The 21,395-nt window shown below is 62.9% G+C and carries 9 protein-coding genes; 5 read left to right on the forward strand and 4 right to left on the reverse strand.

The window, feature by feature from the left end:
* The first annotated feature begins 361 nt into the window (after positions 1 to 361).
* On the forward strand, positions 362 to 13,363 hold the full coding sequence (locus tag PMI24_RS16405; protein ID WP_007955781.1) for a non-ribosomal peptide synthetase: 13,002 nt from the start codon (positions 362 to 364) through the stop codon (positions 13,361 to 13,363).
* 120 nt (positions 13,364 to 13,483) lie between these two features.
* Positions 13,484 to 14,296: an alpha/beta fold hydrolase gene (locus PMI24_RS16410; protein ID WP_007955783.1), complete on the forward strand. Its 813-nt coding sequence runs from the start codon at positions 13,484 to 13,486 to the stop codon at positions 14,294 to 14,296.
* Positions 14,297 to 14,327: 31 nt separating this feature from the next.
* On the opposite strand, the gene dsbG is transcribed toward PMI24_RS16410, so the two are convergent.
* The 4 genes from dsbG to PMI24_RS16430 form a co-directional block, all read right to left on the reverse strand.
* Positions 14,328 to 15,098 (reverse strand): thiol:disulfide interchange protein DsbG, encoded by a 771-nt coding sequence (dsbG, locus tag PMI24_RS16415; RefSeq protein WP_007955786.1) that lies wholly within the window; start codon positions 15,096 to 15,098, stop codon positions 14,328 to 14,330.
* Positions 15,074 to 15,946, reverse strand: coding sequence for a TlpA disulfide reductase family protein (locus tag PMI24_RS16420; protein WP_007955790.1), 873 nt, complete (start codon positions 15,944 to 15,946; stop codon positions 15,074 to 15,076). Before PMI24_RS16420 ends, dsbG begins: the two co-directional genes overlap by 25 nt.
* The gene (dsbD, locus tag PMI24_RS16425) at positions 15,946 to 17,676 is read right to left on the reverse strand and encodes a protein-disulfide reductase DsbD (RefSeq protein WP_007955792.1); all 1,731 of its coding nucleotides are present in this window, start codon (positions 17,674 to 17,676) and stop codon (positions 15,946 to 15,948) included. The genes PMI24_RS16420 and dsbD overlap by 1 nt, the downstream gene beginning before the upstream one ends.
* Before the next feature lie 124 nt (positions 17,677 to 17,800).
* Positions 17,801 to 18,472 (reverse strand): hypothetical protein, encoded by a 672-nt coding sequence (locus PMI24_RS16430; protein WP_007955795.1) that lies wholly within the window; start codon positions 18,470 to 18,472, stop codon positions 17,801 to 17,803.
* 299 nt (positions 18,473 to 18,771) lie between these two features.
* On the opposite strand from PMI24_RS16430, the gene PMI24_RS16435 reads away from it, so the two are divergent.
* The 3 genes from PMI24_RS16435 to PMI24_RS16445 all read left to right on the forward strand — a co-directional run bounded on the left by PMI24_RS16435 (position 18,772) and on the right by PMI24_RS16445 (position 21,367).
* Positions 18,772 to 19,452 carry a response regulator gene (locus tag PMI24_RS16435; protein WP_007955797.1) on the forward strand — a complete coding sequence of 227 codons (681 nt, stop codon included), beginning with the start codon at positions 18,772 to 18,774 and terminating at the stop codon, positions 19,450 to 19,452.
* Positions 19,452 to 20,774, forward strand: coding sequence for an ATP-binding protein (locus PMI24_RS16440; protein WP_007955799.1), 1,323 nt, complete (start codon positions 19,452 to 19,454; stop codon positions 20,772 to 20,774). Before PMI24_RS16435 ends, PMI24_RS16440 begins: the two co-directional genes overlap by 1 nt.
* A 107-nt stretch (positions 20,775 to 20,881) precedes the next feature.
* Positions 20,882 to 21,367 carry a GNAT family N-acetyltransferase gene (locus PMI24_RS16445; RefSeq protein ID WP_007955803.1) on the forward strand — a complete coding sequence of 162 codons (486 nt, stop codon included), beginning with the start codon at positions 20,882 to 20,884 and terminating at the stop codon, positions 21,365 to 21,367.
* Positions 21,368 to 21,395 lie beyond the last annotated feature (28 nt).

The raw sequence follows: 21,395 nt of genomic DNA on the forward strand, positions 1-21,395 counted from the left end.
ATAGGTTAGTGGGACGCCTGGGGGACGGGGCCGTCCTACACATCGAGCGACAAATTATGTTGAATGATAATGATTGTCAATTGAGAAAGAGAACTAATGATCCATAACAGTGCGATCTGAGAACTGCGACACGCCGCCGCACTCGCCCAAGCGCCCAGCCCCGTTGGCGATCCAGCCTGCCGACTAATTATTTCAAGACGTCATCCGTTCTCATTGGTGAATGGATCCGGGTACGCAGCCCCGGACCTACCGCATTCCAATGCCTTGCACGGTCGGCGAAGACCGTGTCCCGCATGCCTTGCACGGGCATGCCGCAGCCAACCCGATTCCACCAGCAAGCCGAATTCAGGCAGGAAACCTCATGACCGACGCGTTCGAACTCCCCAGCACCCTGGTCCAAGCCCTCCAGCGCCGCGCGGCCCTGACGCCGGATCGGCTGGCCTTGCGCTTTCTCGCCGAAACCGAGGAACAGGCTGTGGTGCTCAGTTATCGCGAACTCGATCGGCGTGCGCGCACCATCGCTGCCGCATTGCAGGCCGAGGCCGGATTCGGTGATCGCGCGGTGCTGCTGTTTCCGAGCGGCCCGGATTACGTGGCGGCGTTCTTTGGTTGCCTGTACGCGGGCGTGATCGCGGTGCCGGCTTATCCGCCGGAATCGGCCAAGCGTCACCATCAGGAACGCCTGCTGTCGATCATTGCTGACGCCGAGCCGCGCTTGCTCCTGACCAGCGCCGACCTGCGCGACGCCTTGCAGCAAATCGAAGGCGCGCCGCCGCTGTTGTGCGTCGACACCCTCGACGCTGCACTGGCCGAACGCTGGGTCGAACCGACCTTGCCGCAAGACCACATCGCCTTCCTGCAATACACCTCAGGTTCGACCGCGTTGCCCAAAGGCGTGCAAGTCAGCCACGGCAATCTGGTGGCCAACGAGCTGTTGATCCGCCATGGCTTCGGCATCGACGTGAACCCGGACGACGTGATTGTCAGCTGGCTGCCGCTGTACCACGACATGGGCCTGATCGGCGGTCTGCTGCAACCGATCTTCAGTGGTGTGCCGTGCATCCTGATGTCGCCGGCCTACTTCCTCGGCCGGCCGTTGCGCTGGCTCGAAGCGATCAGCCAATACGGCGGCACCATCAGCGGTGGCCCTGACTTTGCCTATCGTCTGTGCAGCGAGCGGGTCAGTGAGTCGGCGCTGGAACGCCTCGACCTGAGCCGCTGGCGCGTGGCCTATTCCGGCTCCGAGCCGATCCGTCTCGACACCCTCGAGCGCTTCGCCGAGAAATTCACCGCGTGCGGTTTCAGCGAAAGCAGTTTCATGGCGTCCTACGGTCTGGCCGAAGCGACCCTGTTCGTCGCCGGCACACCGCGTGGCAAAGGTATTCCTGCACTGCGCGTCGACGATCAAGCCCTGGCACAGAACCGCGCCGAAGCGGGCGAGGGCAGCCCGATCATGAGCTGCGGCATCAGTCAGCCCGATCATGCGGTGCTGATCGTCGAGCCGAACACCCTCGAAGAACTGGCCGACAACGCCGTCGGTGAAGTCTGGGCCGCCGGCCCGAGCATCGCCCTCGGCTACTGGCGCAACCCCGAGGCCAGCGCCAAGACTTTCGTCCAGCACGCCGGCCAGACCTGGCTGCGCACCGGTGACCTGGGCTTCATCCGCGACGGTGAACTGTTCATCACCGGTCGCTTGAAAGACATGCTGATCGTGCGCGGTCACAACCTCTATCCGCAGGATCTCGAAAAGACTGTCGAGAACGAAGTGGAGGTGGTGCGCAAGGGCCGCGTCGCCGCGTTCGCGGTCAATCAGAATGGCGAAGAAGGCATCGGCATCGCGGCGGAAATCAGCCGCAGCGTGCAGAAAATCCTCCCGCCTGAAGCGCTGATCAAAGCCATTCGCCAGGCCGTGGCCGAGGCGTATCAGGAAGCGCCGAGCGTGGTGGTGCTTCTGAACCCGGGCGCGCTGCCGAAGACCTCCAGCGGCAAGCTGCAACGTTCGGCCTGCCGCAATCGCCTGGCTGATGGCAGCCTCGACAGCTACGCGGTGTTCCCGTCGGCCACCGCTGAAACCGCTCATGAGTCGACCGCGTCCGCCTCCGAACTGGAAGCGTTGATCGGAAACATCTGGGCCGAGCAACTCAACATCAAACAGGTCAACGCCGACGACCATTTCTTCCTGCTCGGCGGCAACTCGATCGCCGCGACTCAGGTGATCGCCAAGGTTCGCGAAGAGCTGAGCCTGGAGCTGAACCTGCGCCTGCTGTTCGAAGCGCCAACCCTGTCCGCGTTCGCCGCAGCCGTCGCGCAACAGCAACAGGACGGCGGCAGCGCCCAGGGCGAAATCACCGCACTGTCGCGCACCGAAGCACTGCCGCAATCCCTGGCGCAAAACCGTCTGTGGATCACCTGGCAGCTCGACCCGCAGAGCAGCGCCTACAACATTCCCGGTGCCCTGCGCTTGCGCGGCGAACTGGACGAAGACGCCCTGCGCGCCAGTTTCCAGCAACTGATCGAACGCCACGAATCCCTGCGCACGCGCTTCTTCGAGCGCGACGGTGTGGCACTGCAACAGGTCGAAGTGGCGGGTGAGTTCAACCTGCAACTGATCGACATCAGCGACCTGCCGGCCAGCGAACGTGAAGCCCGTGCACAACAGATCCGCGAAGACGAAGCCCGCACCCAGTTCGATCTGGAGAAAGGCCCGCTGCTGTGGGTGACGCTGGTTCGCCTTGATGAAGAAGACCACCAGTTGCTGGTGACCCCGCACCACATCATCGCCGACGGCTGGTCGCTGAACGTGCTGATCGACGAGTTCTCGCGCCTGTACGCCGCCGCTTCCCAAGGTCAGCGCGCCGAACTCGCGCCGCTGCCAACCCAATACGCCGACTACGGCAGCTGGCAGCGCCAATGGCTGGCGCAAGGCGAGGGCGAACGGCAACTGGCGTACTGGAAAGCGCAGTTGGGTGACGAGCATCCGACCCTGGAGCTGGCGACTGACCATCCACGTTCTGCCAAACAAATTCACAGCGCCGCACGCCACAGCGTTCGTCTGGGTATCAGCCTCAGCGATGCCATTCGCCAGACGGCACAGGCTTATCAATCCACCCCGTTCATGCTGCTGCTTTCGGCGTTCCAGAGCCTGTTGCATCGCTACAGCGGCCAGCGCGATATTCGCATCGGCGTACCCAACGCCAACCGTCCGCGCCTGGAAACCCAGGGCCTGATCGGCTTCTTCATCAACACCCAGGTGCTGCGTGCCGACGTCGATTCGCGTCTGCCGTTCACCGAACTGCTGGCGCAAACCCGCCAGGCTGCACTCGGTGCTCAGGCGAATCAGGATCTGCCATTCGAACAACTGCTCGAAGCCTTCCCGCAGGCGCGCGAGCAGGGCCTGTTCCAGGTCATGTTCAACCACCAGCAGCGCGACCTGAGTGCGCTCAAACGTCTGCCGGGCCTGCTGGCCGAAGAACTACCGTGGCACAGCCGCGAGGCCAAGTTCGATCTGCAACTGCACAGTGAAGAAGACCGAAACGGTCGCCTGACGCTGTCCTTCGACTACGCCGATGAACTGTTCGACGCCGCGACCATCGAGCGCCTCGCCGAGCATTTCAGCAACCTGCTGCGTGCCGTCTGCGAACGTCCGGAACAAACCATCGGCGATCTGCAATTGCTGACCGCCGCCGAAAATACTCAGCAAAGCGAATGGAGCATCGCCCCGTGCACCCCGGCGCAACAATGGCTGCCGGAGCTGCTGAATGAACAGGGACGGCAAACCCCTGATCGCACTGCGCTGGTGTGGGACGGCGGCAGCCTCGACTTCGCCGAACTGCACGCCCAGGCCAACCGTCTCGCCCATTACCTGCGCGACAAAGGCGTCGGCCCGGACGTGTGCGTGGCCATCGCCGCCGAGCGTTCGCCGCAACTGCTGATCGGCCTGCTGGCGATCATCAAGGCCGGTGGCGCCTACGTACCGCTGGACCCGGATTACCCGGTCGATCGCCTGGCCTACATGCTCAGCGACAGCGGCGTCGAATTGCTGCTGACCCAGACTGCATTGCTCGACCGCTTGCCGGTCAGCGAAGGCGTCAGCGTGATCGCCATGGACACCCTGCACCTGGAAAACTGGCCGAGCCAGGCACCGGGTCTGCATCTGCACGGCGACAACCTCGCCTACGTGATTTACACCTCCGGCTCCACCGGCCAGCCGAAAGGCGTGGGCAACACTCACGCGGCACTGGCCGAACGTCTGCAATGGATGCAGAACACCTATCGCCTGAACGACACCGACGTGCTGATGCAAAAGGCACCGATCAGTTTCGACGTGTCGGTGTGGGAATGCTTCTGGCCGCTGATCACCGGTGCGCGCCTGCTGATCGCCGGCCCCGGCGAACACCGCGATCCGCATCGCATCGCACAGCTGGTTCAGCAGTACGGCGTGACCACGCTGCACTTCGTGCCGCCGCTGCTTTCGCTGTTTATCGACGAGCCTTTGAGCGCCGAATGCACCAGCCTGCGTCGCGTGTTTTCCGGCGGTGAGGCGCTGCCGGCGGAGCTGCGTAACCGCGTGCTGGTGCAACTACCGGCGGTGCAACTGCACAACCGTTATGGCCCGACCGAAACCGCGATCAACGTCACTCACTGGCATTGCAGTGTGGCGGATGGCGAGCGTTCGCCGATTGGTCGTCCGCTGGGCAACGTGGTTTGCCGCGTGCTCGACAGCGATCTGAATCCAGTGCCGGCCGGTGTGCCGGGTGAACTGTGCATCAGCGGCATCGGTCTGGCTCGTGGTTACCTCGGCCGTCCGGCGCTGACCGCCGAGCGTTTCGTGGTTGATCCGCTGGGCGAGCAGGGCGTGCGTCTGTACCGCACCGGTGACCGCGCACGCTGGACGAATGATGGCGTGATCGAATACCTCGGCCGTCTCGATCAGCAGGTCAAACTGCGCGGCTTCCGCGTCGAGCCGGAAGAAATCGAAGCCCGTCTGCTGGCTCAGGACGGCGTGGCGCAGGCCGCCGTGCTGGTGCGCGAAACCGTCGCCGGCCCGCAACTGATCGGCTACTTCACCGCCACTGATGCCAGTGAAGATCAGGACGGGCAAATCGCGCGCTTGAGGGCCGCACTGGCCGCCGAGCTGCCGGAATACATGGTCCCGGCGCAACTGATGCGCCTGGACGCAATGCCCCTGAGCCCGAGCGGCAAACTCGACCGCCGCGCCTTGCCCGAGCCGCAATGGCAGGTGCGCGAACACGTCGAGCCGGTCACCGAGCTGGAACAGCAGATCGCCGCAATCTGGCGCGAAGTGCTGGGCCTGAAACAGGTCGGCCTGCGCGACGACTTCTTCGCTCTCGGCGGTCACTCGCTGCTGGCCACCCAAATCATTTCCCGCACCCGGCAGGCCTGCGACGTCGAGCTGCCGTTGCGTGCCTTGTTCGAACACAGCGAACTGGGTGATTTCGCCGAACAGATCCGCCAAATCCAGGCCAGCGGTCGCACCAACAAACAGCCGCCGATCGACAAGGTTGATCGCAGCAAACCGGTGCCGCTGTCCTACTCGCAGCAGCGCATGTGGTTCCTCTGGCAGATGGAACCGGACAGCCCGGCGTACAACGTCGGCGGCATGGCGCGCCTGCGTGGCGTGCTGGATGTCGGGCGTTTCGAGGCCGCGCTGCAAGCGTTGATCCTGCGCCACGAAACCCTGCGCACCACGTTCCCGAGCGTCGACGGCGTGGCCCGTCAGCAGGTGCATGCCGAGACCGGCGTGCGAATGGACTGGAAGGATTTCTCGAAACTCGCCGCCGACGTGCGCGAGCAGAAAGTCCAGCAACTGGCCGACGACGAAGCGCACCTGCCGTTCGATCTGGAGACCGGCCCGCTGCTGCGCGCCTGTCTGGTCAAGACCGCCGAGCAAGAGCATTACTTCGTCCTGACCCTGCACCACATCGTCACCGAAGGCTGGGCGATGGACATCTTTGCCCGTGAGCTCAGCGCGCTGTACGAAGCGTTCGTCGATGACCGCGAATCGCCGCTGGAACCGTTGCCGGTGCAGTACCTCGACTACAGCGTGTGGCAGCGCAACTGGCTGGAGTCCGGCGAGCGTCAGCGTCAGCTCGACTACTGGACCGCACAACTGGGGCGCGAACATCCACTGCTGGAACTGCCGGGCGACCGTCCGCGTCCACCGGTGCAAAGCCATCAGGGCGAACTGTTCCGTTTCGACCTCAGCGACGATCTCGCCGCACGGGTTCGGGCGTTCAACGCGCAGAACGGTCTGACCCTGTTCATGACCATGACCGCCGCACTCGCCACATTGCTCTATCGCTACAGCGGCCAGACCGATCTGCGCATCGGCGCGCCGGTGGCCAACCGTATCCGCCCGGAAAGCGAAGGCCTGATCGGTGCGTTCCTCAACACTCAGGTGCTGCGTTGCCAGCTCGACGGCCAGATGTCGGTCGGTGAATTGTTCGAGCAGGTGCGTCACACCGTGATCGAAGGCCAGTCCCATCAGGACCTTCCGTTCGATCATCTGGTGGAGGCGTTGCAGCCACCGCGCAGTGCCGCGTACAACCCGTTGTTCCAGGTGATGTGCAACGTCCAGCGCTGGGAATTCCAGCAAAGCCGCATGCTCGCCGGCATGACTGTCGAGTACCTGGCCAACGATGCGCGGGCGACCAAGTTCGACCTCAACCTGGAAGTCACCGACCTCGATCACCGTCTGGGTTGCTGCCTGACTTACAGCACTGATCTGTTCGACGAGCCGACCATTGCGCGCATGGCCAAGCACTGGCGCAACCTGCTGGAAGCGCTGATCGCTGACCCGCAGCAACGCCTCAGTGAACTGCCGTTGCTCGATGCGCCTGAGCAACAGCAATTGCTCGACAGCCTTGGCGTCGAGCCGGGCGAGCGTCGTCTCGACCAGTGCATTCATCACCTGTTCGCTGAGCAAGCGCTGGCGCGCAAAGATGCACCGGCCCTGACCTTCGCCGGGCAGACCCTGAGCTACGCCGACCTCGACGCCCGCGCCAACCGTCTGGCCTGGGCCCTGCGTGAACGCGGTGTCGGCCCGCAAGTGCGGGTCGGCCTGGCGCTGGAGCGTTCGCTGGAAATGGTCGTCGGCCTGTTGGCGATTCTCAAGGCCGGCGGCGCCTATGTGCCGCTGGATCCTGAATACCCGCTCGACCGCCTGCATTACATGATCGAAGACAGCGGCGTCGGCCTGTTGCTCAGCGACCGCGCGATGTTCAAGGCCCTCGGCGAGCTGCCGTCGAACGTGGCGCGCTGGTGCCTGGAAGACGACAGCGCGGCGCTGGCCGATTACCCGGCAACCGAGCTGCCATTCATCAGCCTGCCGCAGCATCAGGCGTACCTGATCTACACCTCGGGCTCCACCGGCAAGCCGAAAGGCGTGGTGGTGTCCCACGGTGAAATCGCCATGCATTGCCAGGCGGTGATCGAGCGCTTCGGCATGCGTTCGGACGACTGCGAACTGCACTTCTATTCGATCAACTTCGACGCCGCCACCGAGCGTCTGCTGGTGCCGCTGCTGAGCGGTGCGCAGGTAGTGTTGCGTGCGCAGGGTCAGTGGGACGCGGAAGAAATCTGCGGGCTGATCCGTGAACATCGGATCAATATTCTCGGTTTCACCCCGAGCTACGGCAGCCAGTTGGCGCAGTTCCTCGCGACGCAAAACGACATCCTGCCGGTGCGCATGATCATCACCGGCGGCGAAGCGCTGACCGGCGAGCACCTGCAACGAATTCGCGCGGCGTTCAAGCCGAGCCTGTTCTTCAACGCCTACGGCCCGACCGAAACCGTGGTCATGCCGCTGGCCAGCCTTGCGCCCGAGGTGCTGGAAGAGGGCGCCGGCAGTGTGCCGATCGGCAGCGTGATCGGTGATCGCGTGGCCTACATTCTCGACGCCGATCTGGCGCTGGTGCCGCAAGGTGCGACCGGTGAATTGTTCGTCGGCGGCGCCGGTCTGGCGGTGGGGTATCACGAGCGTGCGGGCATCACTGCCGAACGTTTCGTCGCCGACCCGTTTGCTGCCGATGGCGGGCGCATGTACCGCACCGGTGACCTGGTGCGCCAGCGCGCCGACGGTCTTGTGGAATACCTGGGGCGGATCGACCATCAGGTGAAGATCCGTGGTTTCCGGATCGAACTGGGCGAGATCGAAACCCGCCTGCTCGATCACGACTCGATCCGTGAAGCAGTGGTGCTGGCGCTGGATGCGCCGAGCGGCAAGCAACTGGTTGGCTATCTGGTGACCGAGGTCGCTTCGCGCGGCGAAGCCGAGCAAGCCGAACTGCGCGACGCGCTGAAGGCGCACCTGAAGACGCAACTGCCGGACTACATGGTGCCGACGCATCTGATTCTGTTGGCGAGCATGCCGTTGACCGCCAACGGCAAGCTCGACCGCCGCGCGTTGCCGGCACCGGACCCGGAGCTCAATCGTCAGGATTACGTGGCGCCGAGCAACGAGCTGGAGCAAACCCTGGCGCAGATCTGGTGCGAAGTGCTCAACGTCGAGCAGGTTGGTCTGAACGACAACTTCTTCGAATTGGGCGGCGACTCGATCCTGTCGATTCAAGTGGTCAGCCGGGCGCGTCAGCAGGGCATTCACTTCAGCCCGCGTGATCTGTTCCAGCATCAGACCGTGCAGACCCTGGCCGCTGTCGCCAGCCGCAGTGAAACCGTGACCGCCGAGCAAGGTCTGGTGACGGGCGAATCGCGTCTGACGCCGATCCAGCACTGGTTCTTCGACACCGAGATTCCCGAGCGTCAGCACTGGAACCAGGCGTTGTTGCTGGAGCCGACTGTGGCGCTGGAACCGCACCGTCTGGAGCAAGCGCTGTTGGCGATGATTGAGCAGCATGACGCCCTGCGTCTGCGCTTCACCGAGGTCAACGGCGCATGGCAAGCGACCCATCAACCGGTGACCGATGCTGCCGTGCTGTGGCAAGTTCGCGTGCCGTCGATGGACAAATGCGCCGCGCTGTTCGCCGATGCCCAGCGCAGTCTCGACCTTGCCCAGGGCCCGCTGCTGCGTGCCGTGCTGGTCGATGGGCCGGAAGGTCAGCAACGGCTGTTCGTTGCGATCCATCACTTGGTGGTCGACGGTGTGTCGTGGCGCGTTCTGCTCGACGATCTGCAAACCGTGTATCGCCAGCTCGACGCTGATCAGTCGGTGAAACTGCCGGCCAAAACCAGTGCCTTCAAGGACTGGGCGGCGCGCTTGCAGGCTTACGCCGGCAGCGAATCCCTGCGTGAAGAACTGAGCTGGTGGCAAGCGCAACTGGCCGGCCCGACTGCTGATTTGCCGTGCGAGCGTCCTGAGGGCGGTCGCCAGAATCGCCATGCGCAAACCGTCAGCGTGCGTCTGGATGCCGAGCGCACCAAGCAATTGTTGCAACAGGCGCCGAGCGCCTATCGCACGCAGGTCAACGATCTGTTGCTGACCGCGCTGGCCCGCGTGCTGTGCCGCTGGAGCGGGCAGCCGTCGGCGCTGATTCAACTGGAAGGCCACGGCCGCGAAACCCTGTTCGACGAGATCGACCTGACCCGCACCGTCGGCTGGTTCACCAGCGCCTATCCGCTGCGCCTGACCCCGCACAACATCGAAGAGGCCGCCGGGCAGGGCTCTTCGATCAAGGCGATCAAGGAACAACTGCGTGCCGTGCCGCACAAAGGCCTCGGTTATGGTGTGCTGCGCTATCTGGCCGATGACGCCAGCCGTCAGAGCATGGCGGAATTGCCGAATGCGCCGATCACCTTCAACTACCTCGGTCAGTTCGACCAGAGCTTCGGCAGCGACGCGTTGTTCCGACCGCTGGATGAATCGGTTGGCGCCGCCCACGATCCGCACGCACCGCTGCCGAACGAGTTGAGCGTCGACAGTCAGGTGTACGGCGGGGAACTGCTGCTGCGCTGGACCTTCAGCGCCGAACGCTACGACGCGCAGACCATCAACGAGCTGGCCGATGCCTACGTCGGCGAGTTGCAGAGCCTGATCGAACATTGCCTGCAGGACGAGGCCGGTGGCCTGACGCCGTCGGACTTCCCGCTTGCGAAACTGACCCAGGCGCAACTTGACGCATTGCCGGTGCCGGCGGCGCACATCGAAGACGTGTACCCGCTGACGCCGATGCAGGAAGGCATGCTGCTGCACACCTTGCTCGAGCCGGGCACCGGTCTGTATTACATGCAGGATCGCTACCGCATCAACAGCGAACTCGACCCCGAGCGTTTCGCCCAGGCGTGGCAAGCGGTGGTCGCCCGTCACGAAGCGTTGCGTGCGTCGTTCTGCTGGAACGTCGGCGAAGACATGCTGCAAGTGATTCATACGCCGGGTCGCACGCCGATCGAATATCTGGACTGGAGCGCCATCGCAGAAGCCGAGCAGGAGCCGAAATTGCAAGCGCTGCTCAAGTCCGAGCGCGAGGCCGGTTTCGATCTGCTCAATCAGGCACCGTTCCACCTGCGCCTGATCAAGGTCGGCGCGGCGCGTTACTGGTTCATGATGAGCAACCACCACATCCTGATCGATGCCTGGTGCCGTTCGCTGCTGATGAACGATTTCTTCGAGATCTACACCGCTCTGGGCGAAGGTCGCGAAGCACAACTGGCAGTGCCGCCGCGCTACCGCGATTACATCGGCTGGTTGCAACGTCAGAGCCTGGCCGAAGCGCGCCAGTGGTGGCAGCAGAACCTGCAAGGCTTCGAGCGCACCACGCCGATCCCGAGCGACCGTCCGTTCCTGCGTGAGCACGCCGGCGAAAGCGGCGGCATGATCGTCGGCGACCGCTACACGCGACTGAATGTCGAGGACGGCGCTCGTCTGCGCGAACTGGCCCAGGCCCATCAGTTGACCATCAACACCTTCGCCCAGGCGGCGTGGGCACTGGTGCTGCGCCGCATGAGCGGTGATCGCGACGTGCTGTTCGGTGTGACCGTGGCCGGGCGCCCGGTGGAAATGCCGGAGATGCAGCGCACCGTCGGCCTGTTCATCAACAGCATCGCGCTGCGGGTGCAGATCCCGGCGGACGATCAGCGCGCCAGCGTGCGTCAATGGCTGAGCGGTCTGCTCGACAGCAACATGCAACTGCGCGAGTACGAATACCTGCCGCTGGTGAACATCCAGGAACAAAGCGAATTGCCGAAAGGCCAGCCGCTGTTCGACAGCCTGTTCGTGTTCGAAAACGCCCCGGTGGAAGTCTCGGTGCTGGACCGCGCGCAGAGCCTCAACGCGACCTCGGACTCGGGCCGTACCCACACCAACTTCCCGTTGACGGCGGTGTGCTATCCGGGCGACGACCTCGGTCTGCACCTGTCTTACGACCAGCGTTACTTCGACGAGTCGACCATCGAGCGCATGCTCGGCGAGTTCAAGCGTCTGTTGCTGGCGCTGGTCGACGGCTTCCATGGCGATATGGCCGACCTGCCGCTGCTGGGCCATGAGGAACAGGACTTCCTGCTCCACGGCTGCAACCAGAGTGAGCACGACTATCCGCTGGAGCAGAGCTATGTCGCACTGTTCGAAGCGCAGGTCGCACAACATCCGCAACGCACTGCCGCCAGTTGCCTCGATCAGCAGTTGAGCTACGAGCAACTGAACCAGAACGCCAACCGTCTCGGCCATGCACTGGTCGCAGCCGGGGTGCAGATCGATCAACCGGTGGCGCTGCTGGGCGAGCGTAATCTGGATCTGCTGGGCATGATCATCGGCAGCTTCAAGGCCGGTGCCGGTTACCTGCCGCTGGATCCGGGCCTGCCGAGCCAGCGTTTGCAACGGATCATCGAGCTCAGCCGCACGCCGGTGCTGGTGTGCACCGAGGCTTGCCGTGAACAGGCGACGACCTTGCTCGATGAGTTCAGCTGCGCCAACCGTCCACGCTTGCTGGTGTGGGAAGAGGTTCAGGCCGGCGCGGTGTCGTCGGCGAATCCGAACATCTTCAGCGGCCCGGACAACCTGGCCTACGTGATCTACACCTCGGGCTCCACCGGGTTGCCGAAAGGCGTGATGGTCGAGCAGCGTGGCATGCTCAACAACCAGTTGAGCAAGGTGCCGTACCTGAACCTGAGCGACGCCGATGTGATCGCCCAGACTGCTTCGCAAAGCTTCGACATTTCGGTCTGGCAGTTCCTCGCCGCGCCGCTGTTCGGGGCGCGAGTGGACATCGTGCCGAACACCATCGCCCACGATCCGCAAGGTTTGCTGGTGCATGTGCAACAACAGGGCATCACCGTGCTGGAGAGTGTGCCGTCGCTGATTCAGGGCATGCTCGCCTCGGATCGTCTGAGCCTCGACGGGCTGCGCTGGATGCTGCCGACCGGTGAAGCAATGCCGCCGGAACTGGCGCACCAGTGGCTGCTGCGTTATCCGGAGATCGGTCTGGTCAACGCCTATGGCCCGGCGGAATGCTCGGACGACGTGGCGTTCTTCCGCGTCGACCTGGCCTCGACTCGCGGCAGTTATCTGCCGATCGGTACGCCGACCGACAACAACTTGCTGTACCTGCTCGATGGCGCGCTGGATCTGGTGCCGTTGGGTGCGGTGGGTGAGTTGTGCGTCGCCGGCACCGGTGTCGGTCGCGGTTATGTCAGCGATCCGTTGCGCACCGCGCCGGTGTTCGTGCCGAATCCGTTCGGTGCGCCGGGTGAGCGCCTGTATCGCACCGGTGACTTGGCGCGCCGCCGCAGTGACGGGGTGCTGGAGTACGTCGGCCGCGTCGACCACCAGGTGAAAATCCGCGGTTACCGGATCGAGCTGGGTGAAATCGAGGCGCGTCTGCACGAGCAACCGGAAGTCCGCGATGGCGCGGTGGGTGTGCAGGAAGGCGTCAATGGCAAGCATCTGGTCGGCTACCTGGTGGCCGCAGACTCCGCACTGAATCAGAGCGAACGCCTGGAGCGGATCAAGCAGCGCCTGCGCGCCGAGCTGCCGGAATACATGGTGCCGCTGCACTGGTTGTGGCTTGACCGGTTGCCGCTCAACGCCAACGGCAAACTCGACCGCAAGGCCTTGCCGGTGCTGGAGATCGGCCAGTTGCAGAGCGAGGATTACCTGGCGCCGCGCAGCGAGCTGGAGCAGACCCTGGCCGATATCTGGGCCGAGGTACTGAAGGTCGAGAAGGTCGGGGTACGCGACAACTTCTTCGAACTCGGCGGCCATTCGCTGCTCGCCACGCAGATCGCCTCGCGGGTGCAGAAAGCCCTGCAACGGGACGTGCCGCTGCGGGCGATGTTCGAGTGCAGCACGGTGGAGGAACTGGCCGAGTACATCGAAGGGCTGGCGGCAAGCGACATTACCGAGGAGAAGGTTGATCGTCTCAATGATCTGATGGCAGAGCTGGAAGGCTTGTAGTCTTTAACGTCAGTGATCTCGACATCGATCAACCGGAACATGGATGTACGTTTGTATAGTTGACGATCCCGAACCGGCAGCCCAGTCTGCCGGTTCTCTTTTTTGTCGCGGGGGTGATCGATGGCTTTCTTCGAAGTTGACGGACAGGCGCTTCACTACATTGATCAAGGCACGGGCCCGGCGGTGTTGCTGGCCGGCAGCTACCTGTGGGACCAGGCCATGTGGGCGCCGCAGATCGCTGCGCTGTCGCCGCACTATCGGGTGATTGCACTGGATCTGTGGGGCCATGGCGAATCCGGTCGCTTGCCTGAAGGAACTGCTTCGCTGGACGACATCGCCCGTCAGGCACTGGCCTTGCTCGATCATCTGGATATCGATCAGGTGACGCTGGTCGGGCTGTCGGTCGGCGGCATGTGGGGCGTGCGTCTGGCGTTGTCGGCACCGCAGCGGCTCAACGGTCTGGTGCTGATGGACACTTACGTCGGCGTCGAGCCGGAACCGACCCGCCAGTACTATTTCTCGCTGTTCAAACAGATCGAGGAAAGCGGCGGGATCTCCGAGCCACTGCTGGATATCGTGGTGCCTATTTTCTTCCGCCCGGGCATCGATCGAGAGTCGGCGCTGTATCAGGATTTCCGCGCAAAACTCGCCGGCTATCCAGCGGAATGCCTGCGCGAGAGCATCGTGCCGATGGGGCGCATCACCTTTGGCCGTGATGATCTGTTGCCGCGTCTGGGCGAGCTAAATGCGGCCACCACGCTGGTGGTCTGCGGCGATCAGGACAAACCACGCCCGCCGTCGGAAGCACGGGAAATGGCTGAGTTGATTGGCTGTCCGTGTGTGCTGGTGCCGGAGGCGGGGCATATCTCCAATCTGGAGAATCCAACCTTCGTGACCGACACGCTGCTGAAGTTTCTGGCTGAGCTGAAGTAACGAAAACGCCCACGCATTGCGTGGGCGTTTTTTATTTCGGGCCGAGAATCTTCGCCAGTTTGTCCGGCGTCGGCGCGCCTTGCTGTTGTTGCAGTTCGCCCTTGTCGTCCATGTAGAAGATCGCCGGGGTGGCCTGCAAGTCCAGGTCTTCCATCAACTGCATGTTCGCCGCAAGTTTGGTCTGCACGGCGACCGGAATGTCCTTCAAGGCCTTGAGCGTGCTGGCCTTGCCGGCTTTCTCGTGATCTTCCAGGGCTTTGCTCGGGTCTTTGGCGGCGAGCAGGGCGGCGGATTTGGCCGGGCTGTCTTCGCGAATGATGCCGACCATGATGTGCCGCAGTTGCACCTTGCCGGCCTTGACCCATGGGCGAGCCTGTTCCCAGAACATGTTGCAGTACGGGCAGTTCGGGTCGCTGAAAAGGTACACGGTGCGCGGCGCGTCCTTGTTGCCGTCCTGAATCCAGTTGCTGGCCTCGAACTTGGCCCAGACTTCCTTGGCCATCGGCGCGTAGACCAGTTTTTGCAGCGGCGCGCTGCTCAAGTCGTTGCCGTCAGCGTCGTATAGATTACCCAGCAGCACGTGCTTGCCGTCCGGGGTCAGGTACAGCGCCATGCCACGGTTCTGGTACTGCGCGGCGTAACCGCGCAAGCCGTCCGGTGCGTCGAACTGGCCGACGATCTTGGCGCCCTTGGCTTCGATCTTCTTGATCGCTTCAGGCAGTTCTTCGGCGGCCTGGACCGACGGCAAGTGCAGCAGGGCTGCGCTCATGGTCAGCGTCAGCAGGTGGCGGAGGCGGGGCATGGCAGTTTCCTTGAAGAAGAGGTGGCCGGATTCGGGCTGGAAGCCGGGGTGTCGAAGTTTTCCAGGGCGCGGGCCAGGCTGGCATTCGACAACTCGCCCAGATGGCTGCCCAGCAGGCGACCGTCCGGGCTATAGAACAGCGTAGTCGGCAGAGCCATGGAACCCACGGCCTGGCCGAGGCGTCCGCTGCGGTCGAACAGCACGTTGTTCAGGCTCAAGCCCTGGGTTTCGAGAAACGTGGCGACGCTTTGCATGCTTTCGGCCTGGTTGACGAACAGGAACGTCAGGTCCGGGCGTTGCTGCTGGGCGTTTTCCAGCACCGGCATTTCCCGGCGGCACGGCGGGCACCAGGTGGCCCACAGGTTGATCACCAGCGGCCCGCCCTGATAGTCGGTGAGTTTCACGGTTTCCCCGGCGGCGTTGCGCAGGGTGATGTCCGGCAGGCGTGTGCCTTGCTCGTAGATGTTCAGCGACAGGGTCGCCAAAACCCAGAACGCCACGCCGCTGACCACGCCGAACCCCAGCGGTCGACGCAAACCCGGCCGTCGACAGCCGCGATACAGCGCCGCGAGAAGCAGCACGATCACCCCCGGCCAGGCGAGAAAACCGCCGTCGCGCAGGTCGATGATCTGCCACGGGTCGTTGCGATAGTGGCCCCAGTACACAGCGACAAACGCAATGCGCGCCGCCAGCATGCCGAGCAGAAACAGGCTGAACAGCGCCGACTCGGGGTTGTCACCGCCGCGCTTGGCCACCCGCCAGCCGACGAAGGTCGCCAGCGCCAGCGCGCTGATCAGCAGCAGGTGGTTGAGTGCGATGGCAAAGGTGCCGAGGGTGAAGGTCAGCATTAACGGGCGTCTCGGGTGGTGGTCCAGCGTTGCAGGAAAGTATCGGCATCGACCTCGCCGGTGATGCGCTGGCTGCGGCGCTCTTCGCCATCGGCGCCGATCCACACGAAACTCGGTGGCCCCGGCACTTTGTAACGGCCGAGCAATTCGCGGCTGGCGGCATTGTCGGCGGTGACGTCGAGTCGGAGCAAGCGCACATCGCTCAGTGCCTGCATCACCCGCGCCTGGCCGAACACCTGTTTCTCCATGACTTTGCACGACGTGCACCAGTCGGCGTAGTAATCGAGCAGCACCCACTGGCCTTGCGACTTGGCGGCGTCGAGCTCGCGTTGCAGGGCGGCGGGATCCTTGATCGTCGTGAAGGCTTCGTGGCCGCTGGGCGCCGCAAATCCGACGCGGCCGCCGCTGTACACCTGCAACGGCTGATACGGATCGTTACTGCCGCCCGCCGCACCGACCACCAGCAGACTGCCCCACAAGCCAAGCAACAGCGAACTGGCACCGAACAAGTGAGCCACGCGACCAAAGCCGTCAGACTGTTTCCAGGCACTGTAAGCGGCGATCAATAGTAGTGCGCCGCACAGGCCCAGCCACAACGACGGTTCCAGCACCGGACGCAGCATCAGCAGCGCGGTGGCAAGGAACAGGAAACCGAACACGCCCTTGAGCAGATTCATCCACGCGCCGGGCTTGGGCAGGAAGCGATTGCCGACGGTCACCAGCAACAGCAGCGGTACGCCGATGCCAATCCCGAGCGCAAACAGAATCAAACCACCATGCAGCGCATTGCCGCTTTGCGCGATGTAGAGCAGGGCACCGGCCAGCGGTGCTGTCATGCACGGGCCGACCAGTAAACCGGACAGCGCGCCCAATACGCCCGCGCCGATCAGACTGCCGCCGCGCTGACTGCGCGAGGCATGTTCCAGTCGATCCCGCAGGGCCACCGGCAATTGCAGCTCGAAGAAGCCGAACATCGGCAGCGCCAGAACCACAAACACGGCCGCGAACGTCCCGAGCAGCCACGGGTTCTGCAACCACGCCTGCAGGTTGGCCCCCAGCAGCGCGGCGATGACGCCCATCGCCGCATACACCAGCGCCATGCAAACCACATAACTGCCGGCCAGCGCGAAACCGCGACGTGGCGTGGCGCCGCTGCCCACCACCATGCCCGCCAGAATCGGCAGCATCGGCAACGAACACGGTGCAAACGCCAGCAGCAGGCCCAGGCCGAAGAACACCAGCAGACTCCAGCCCAGCGAGTGCTGTTGCAGACCGCTGGCGAGTGCCTGATCCGGCGCTTCATCTGTCGTTGCTGCGGCTTTGCCGCCGAGGTCGATCACTCGGGTTTGCGGTGGATAGCAAAGACCGGCATCGGCACAGCCCTGATAACTGACTTTGATCTGGCCCGTGGCGGCTGCCGGAATCTTCAGTTCCAGACCCTGTCGATAAACCGGTTGCTCACCGAAATACTCGTCGCTGTGGGACTCGCCTTCGGGCAGGGCCGGGACGTTATGTGTCGCCAGCCCGTCGAACTTCAGACGCTTCTGATACAGGTAATAACCGTCGGCAATTTGCCAGAACAGCTGGGTCTCACCGGAATCCAGACGTTCCGAGGTCAGTACGAACGCCTTGTCGACCGGCAGGAACTCCGGTTTTGATGCAAAGGGATCATTCCCTGCCTGGGCCAGACTCGAAATCAACAGTGCAAACAATAGAAAAAAATGACGCATGGAGGAGCCTTGTCCCTGTGCAATTGAGGGGCACAGTGGCGGGCGGCGATTAACCGATGATTAACCGGAGTTATCCATGCGTCGAACCGGCGAGACGCTGCAGCATTGCAAACGAATGAGGGAATCAGAGACCGCGGGTTAACCCGGCGAATGTGCCACTGACATTGCGCACACCTCCCTCGACAGCGCCTTTTTGCATATTGAAAACCACAAACTGGTCATTGGTCAGGAAGATGCACCAGAGGTTATCGCTGAAAGTCGGATCAATCTGCGCCGCAGTAACAAGGCGATCTTTATAAGGTGCAAGTCCGGGCAGTATTGCATTGGCTTGGTGATTGATTTTTTGCGTCACAGTGTGGAATGTCAGACGAGTTCCGTCATTCAACAGGAAAAGAAACTCGTACTTGTGTCCGATGGCTTCCAGCCAGGTGCCGGCAACGATTCTGTCGAAGTAAGGCAGGATCGGCGTCCAGAGAGAGTTGGATAGATCGTAAAAGGCATCAGCCTTGTCATTGTCCTGGTCATAGGCGCACACCCACGGGCGATCACCGTTGTAAAAGAACAACCAGGCAATGTCCTTGTCGCCTGCCCTTGTTTGCGTAAATCCGAAGCGCAGGTGCTTGGCATGGGCATCGAAACCTGGCCAGTTTCCCTTGATCGGTTTTGGATATTCGTTGGGTACTTTTTCATCGCCATTGTTGTAACGGGAGAATTGATCAGTATCTTTGAAGAAGAAGTAAATCCGGTCGGGGCCGGAGCGCCAGTCGATGGCGACGAAGTTGTTAAGTTTGGACATTTTATGTTTTCTTCTGAAGAGTGATGGTTGTCTGATTTGATGTTTGTATGTTTTGCAGTTGGAGGTTATATCGGCAAATAATGGTTATGCACTGATTTAGTGATTGCTGTTTGTGACATTGGGTGGTGTCAAGTTGTTGCCTGTGAACTTGTTAGTTGTCGTTGCAGTAATTGGCGTTGAGAAAGACCTCGCCCGTGGTCGTATACGTCGGGATCGTGCTTTTCCTTGGCGCGGGCAGTGTCCATAATTGCCGCTTAATCCTCTCCTGCTTGAATCGCGTTTTTTCTCATGGAGCTCCCATGCACGTACTGGTTTGCGAAGACGATGAGTTGATCGCCAGCGGGATCGTCGCCGGGCTGACGGCGCAAGGCCTGACGGTCGAGCACGTCAACACCGCCTCCAAGGCGCGGGCGATCCTCAAGGTTGCCGAGTTCGACGTGATGGTGCTCGATCTTGGCCTGCCGGACGAAGATGGCCTCAAACTGCTGCAGCAACTGCGCCAGCAGGGCCTGGAGATTCCGGTACTGATCCTTACCGCGCGGGACTCGGTCACCGACCGTGTCGACGGTTTGCAGTCCGGTGCCGACGACTATCTGCTCAAGCCGTTTGACCTGCGTGAATTGTTCGCCCGTCTGCAAACCCTGTTGCGCCGGGTAGCCGGGCGCAGCGTCAACCTGATCGAACACGGCGCGCTGACCTACGACCCGAGCAGTCGGGAAACCACGCTGGTGGGCCGTTCGGTAGACCTGTCCCGTCGCGAACAATCCCTGCTGCAAGCCTTGCTGCACAACCGTGGCCGGGTGCTGTCCACCGAGCAGTTGAAGGACAGCGTCTACGGTTTCAACGATGAACTGGAGAGCAACGCACTCAACGTGCACATCCATCACCTGCGCAGCAAACTGGGTAAAGGCATCGTCGAAACCGTGCGCGGTCTGGGCTATCGCCTCGGCCCGGCCGATGGTGGAGAACCTGACAAGTGATGAGTCTGCGCCTGCGCCTGAGCCTGACCCTCGGCGCCGCGTTCGCGCTGATCTGGGCACTGGCGGCTGCTTGGATGCTCAGCGACTTGCGCAACCAGATGATGTTTTCCCTCGACCAGCGCCTGGTGGCGTCGGCGCGGATGGTTGCCGGGCTGCTGGAGCAATTGCCCGCTATCCCGAGCAAAGGCGAAGGCACTCACTTCAGCGCCGAGCAACTGAACATTCCCGGCGGGATGGCCTGTCAGGTCAGTTCGCTGCGCGGGGAAATCCTCGCCCGCAGCCACAACAATCCGGAACAGGCGCTGGAAGCCCAGAAGATGGGCTTCCACGATCAGATGATCGATGGCGCGCCATGGCGCAGCTTCACCCTGGCCCGAGGTGATGTGCGAATCACCACCGCCGACCGGGTAATCGAGCGCGAAGCCCTGAACATGTCGATCCTGCTGGCGGCCTCGGTGCCGGTGGGCGTGGCGCTGCTGGGCTGCCTGTGCCTGTTGTGGCTGGGGATCGGGCAGGGCCTGGCGCCGCTCAATCGCTTGCGTGAAGCTTTGATGCGCCGCAATGCCGATTCGCTCGAGCCGCTGCAGCTGCAGTCATTCCCCAGCGAACTGAAACCGCTGCTCGAAACCCAGAACCAACTGTTCCAGCGCATCGGCAAGACGATCGAACGCGAACGTCGCCTGACCGGCGATGCCGCCCATGAATTGCGCAGCCCGCTGACGGCGATCAAGACCCACCTGCAAGTGGCGCGCATGACCGAAGGCAACGCCCGCGATCAGTCCCTGGCCCGGGCCGAGGAGGGCGCCGACCGTCTGCACCGGACCCTTGAGCAATTGCTGTTGCTGGCCCGGGTCGAGGGCAGTCTGTCGTTCGACGACGGTGTGCAATGCAGTGCCGAACAGGTGGCGAAACTGGCGATTCAGGACTCGGCCAGCGACCAGCGCCAGCGCATCAAGCTGCACCTGCCTGAGCGCTTGTCCGGTGCACCCCTGCAAATGCCGGCGGTGTTGTCGATCGCGGCTCTGCGCAACCTGCTGGACAACGCTCTACGTCACACGCCGACGGACGGCGCGGTGGAACTGAGCCTGGAAACCACCGCCAACCGCGTACGTTTCGTGGTGCGCGATTATGGGCCGGGGATTGCCCCGGACGATCTGCAACATCTGACCCAGCGCTTCTGGCGCAACGGCCAGAGCACCGGCTGCGGACTGGGGCTGGCGATTGTTCAGGCCATCGTTCAACGTTGCGCCTGCACCCTGCATTTCGACAGCCGCCCGGATGGTTTGCGGGTCGAGCTGACCATGCCGCTGCAACCGGTCTGACATTTCGCCAGGCACATCAAATGTAACCTCTCTCCATTAGTCATCCGCCGGCCGTGACGTTATTGTCGCCCCAGCCTTTGACTCAATGGATTGAGGGAAACAGCGCCATGGAAGCACCCATCCACATCTGTCCCGCCACCTCCGCCGACGCCGGCCTCATCAGCCGGATTCTCGAACGCTCGATCCGCGTCGGTTGCGCGCTTGACCATCGCAACGATCCCCAATTGGTCGACCGCTGGGTTCGCCGACAATCGGCGGAACACATCAGCGGCTGGCTCGCCGATCCGCATCTCTATCTGAATATTGCGCTTCTTCACGATAAACCGGTCGGCGTCGGCATGGCCGCAGCCAATGGCGAAATCACGTTCTGTCATGTGCAGCCGGAGTGGTTTCGCCGGGGCGCGGGCCGCGCGCTGATGGGCGATCTCGAGGGTTGGCTGCGGGTTCGTGGCCGGCCTTGCGTCACGCTCGCCAGCACGCGAACCGGCGAGGCGTTCTACCGGCGCCTGGGGTATCGCGAAGCGGCGTCTACCTTCTCGCATCACGGTGTTTTGAGCCTGCCGATGCACAAGCCACTGCCATTGTCGGCCTGACATTCGATCAAGGGTGTAAATCCTCGAC

The sequence above is a fragment of the Pseudomonas sp. GM25 genome (genome assembly GCF_000282255.1).
Lineage (GTDB): Bacteria > Pseudomonadota > Gammaproteobacteria > Pseudomonadales > Pseudomonadaceae > Aquipseudomonas > Aquipseudomonas aphyarum.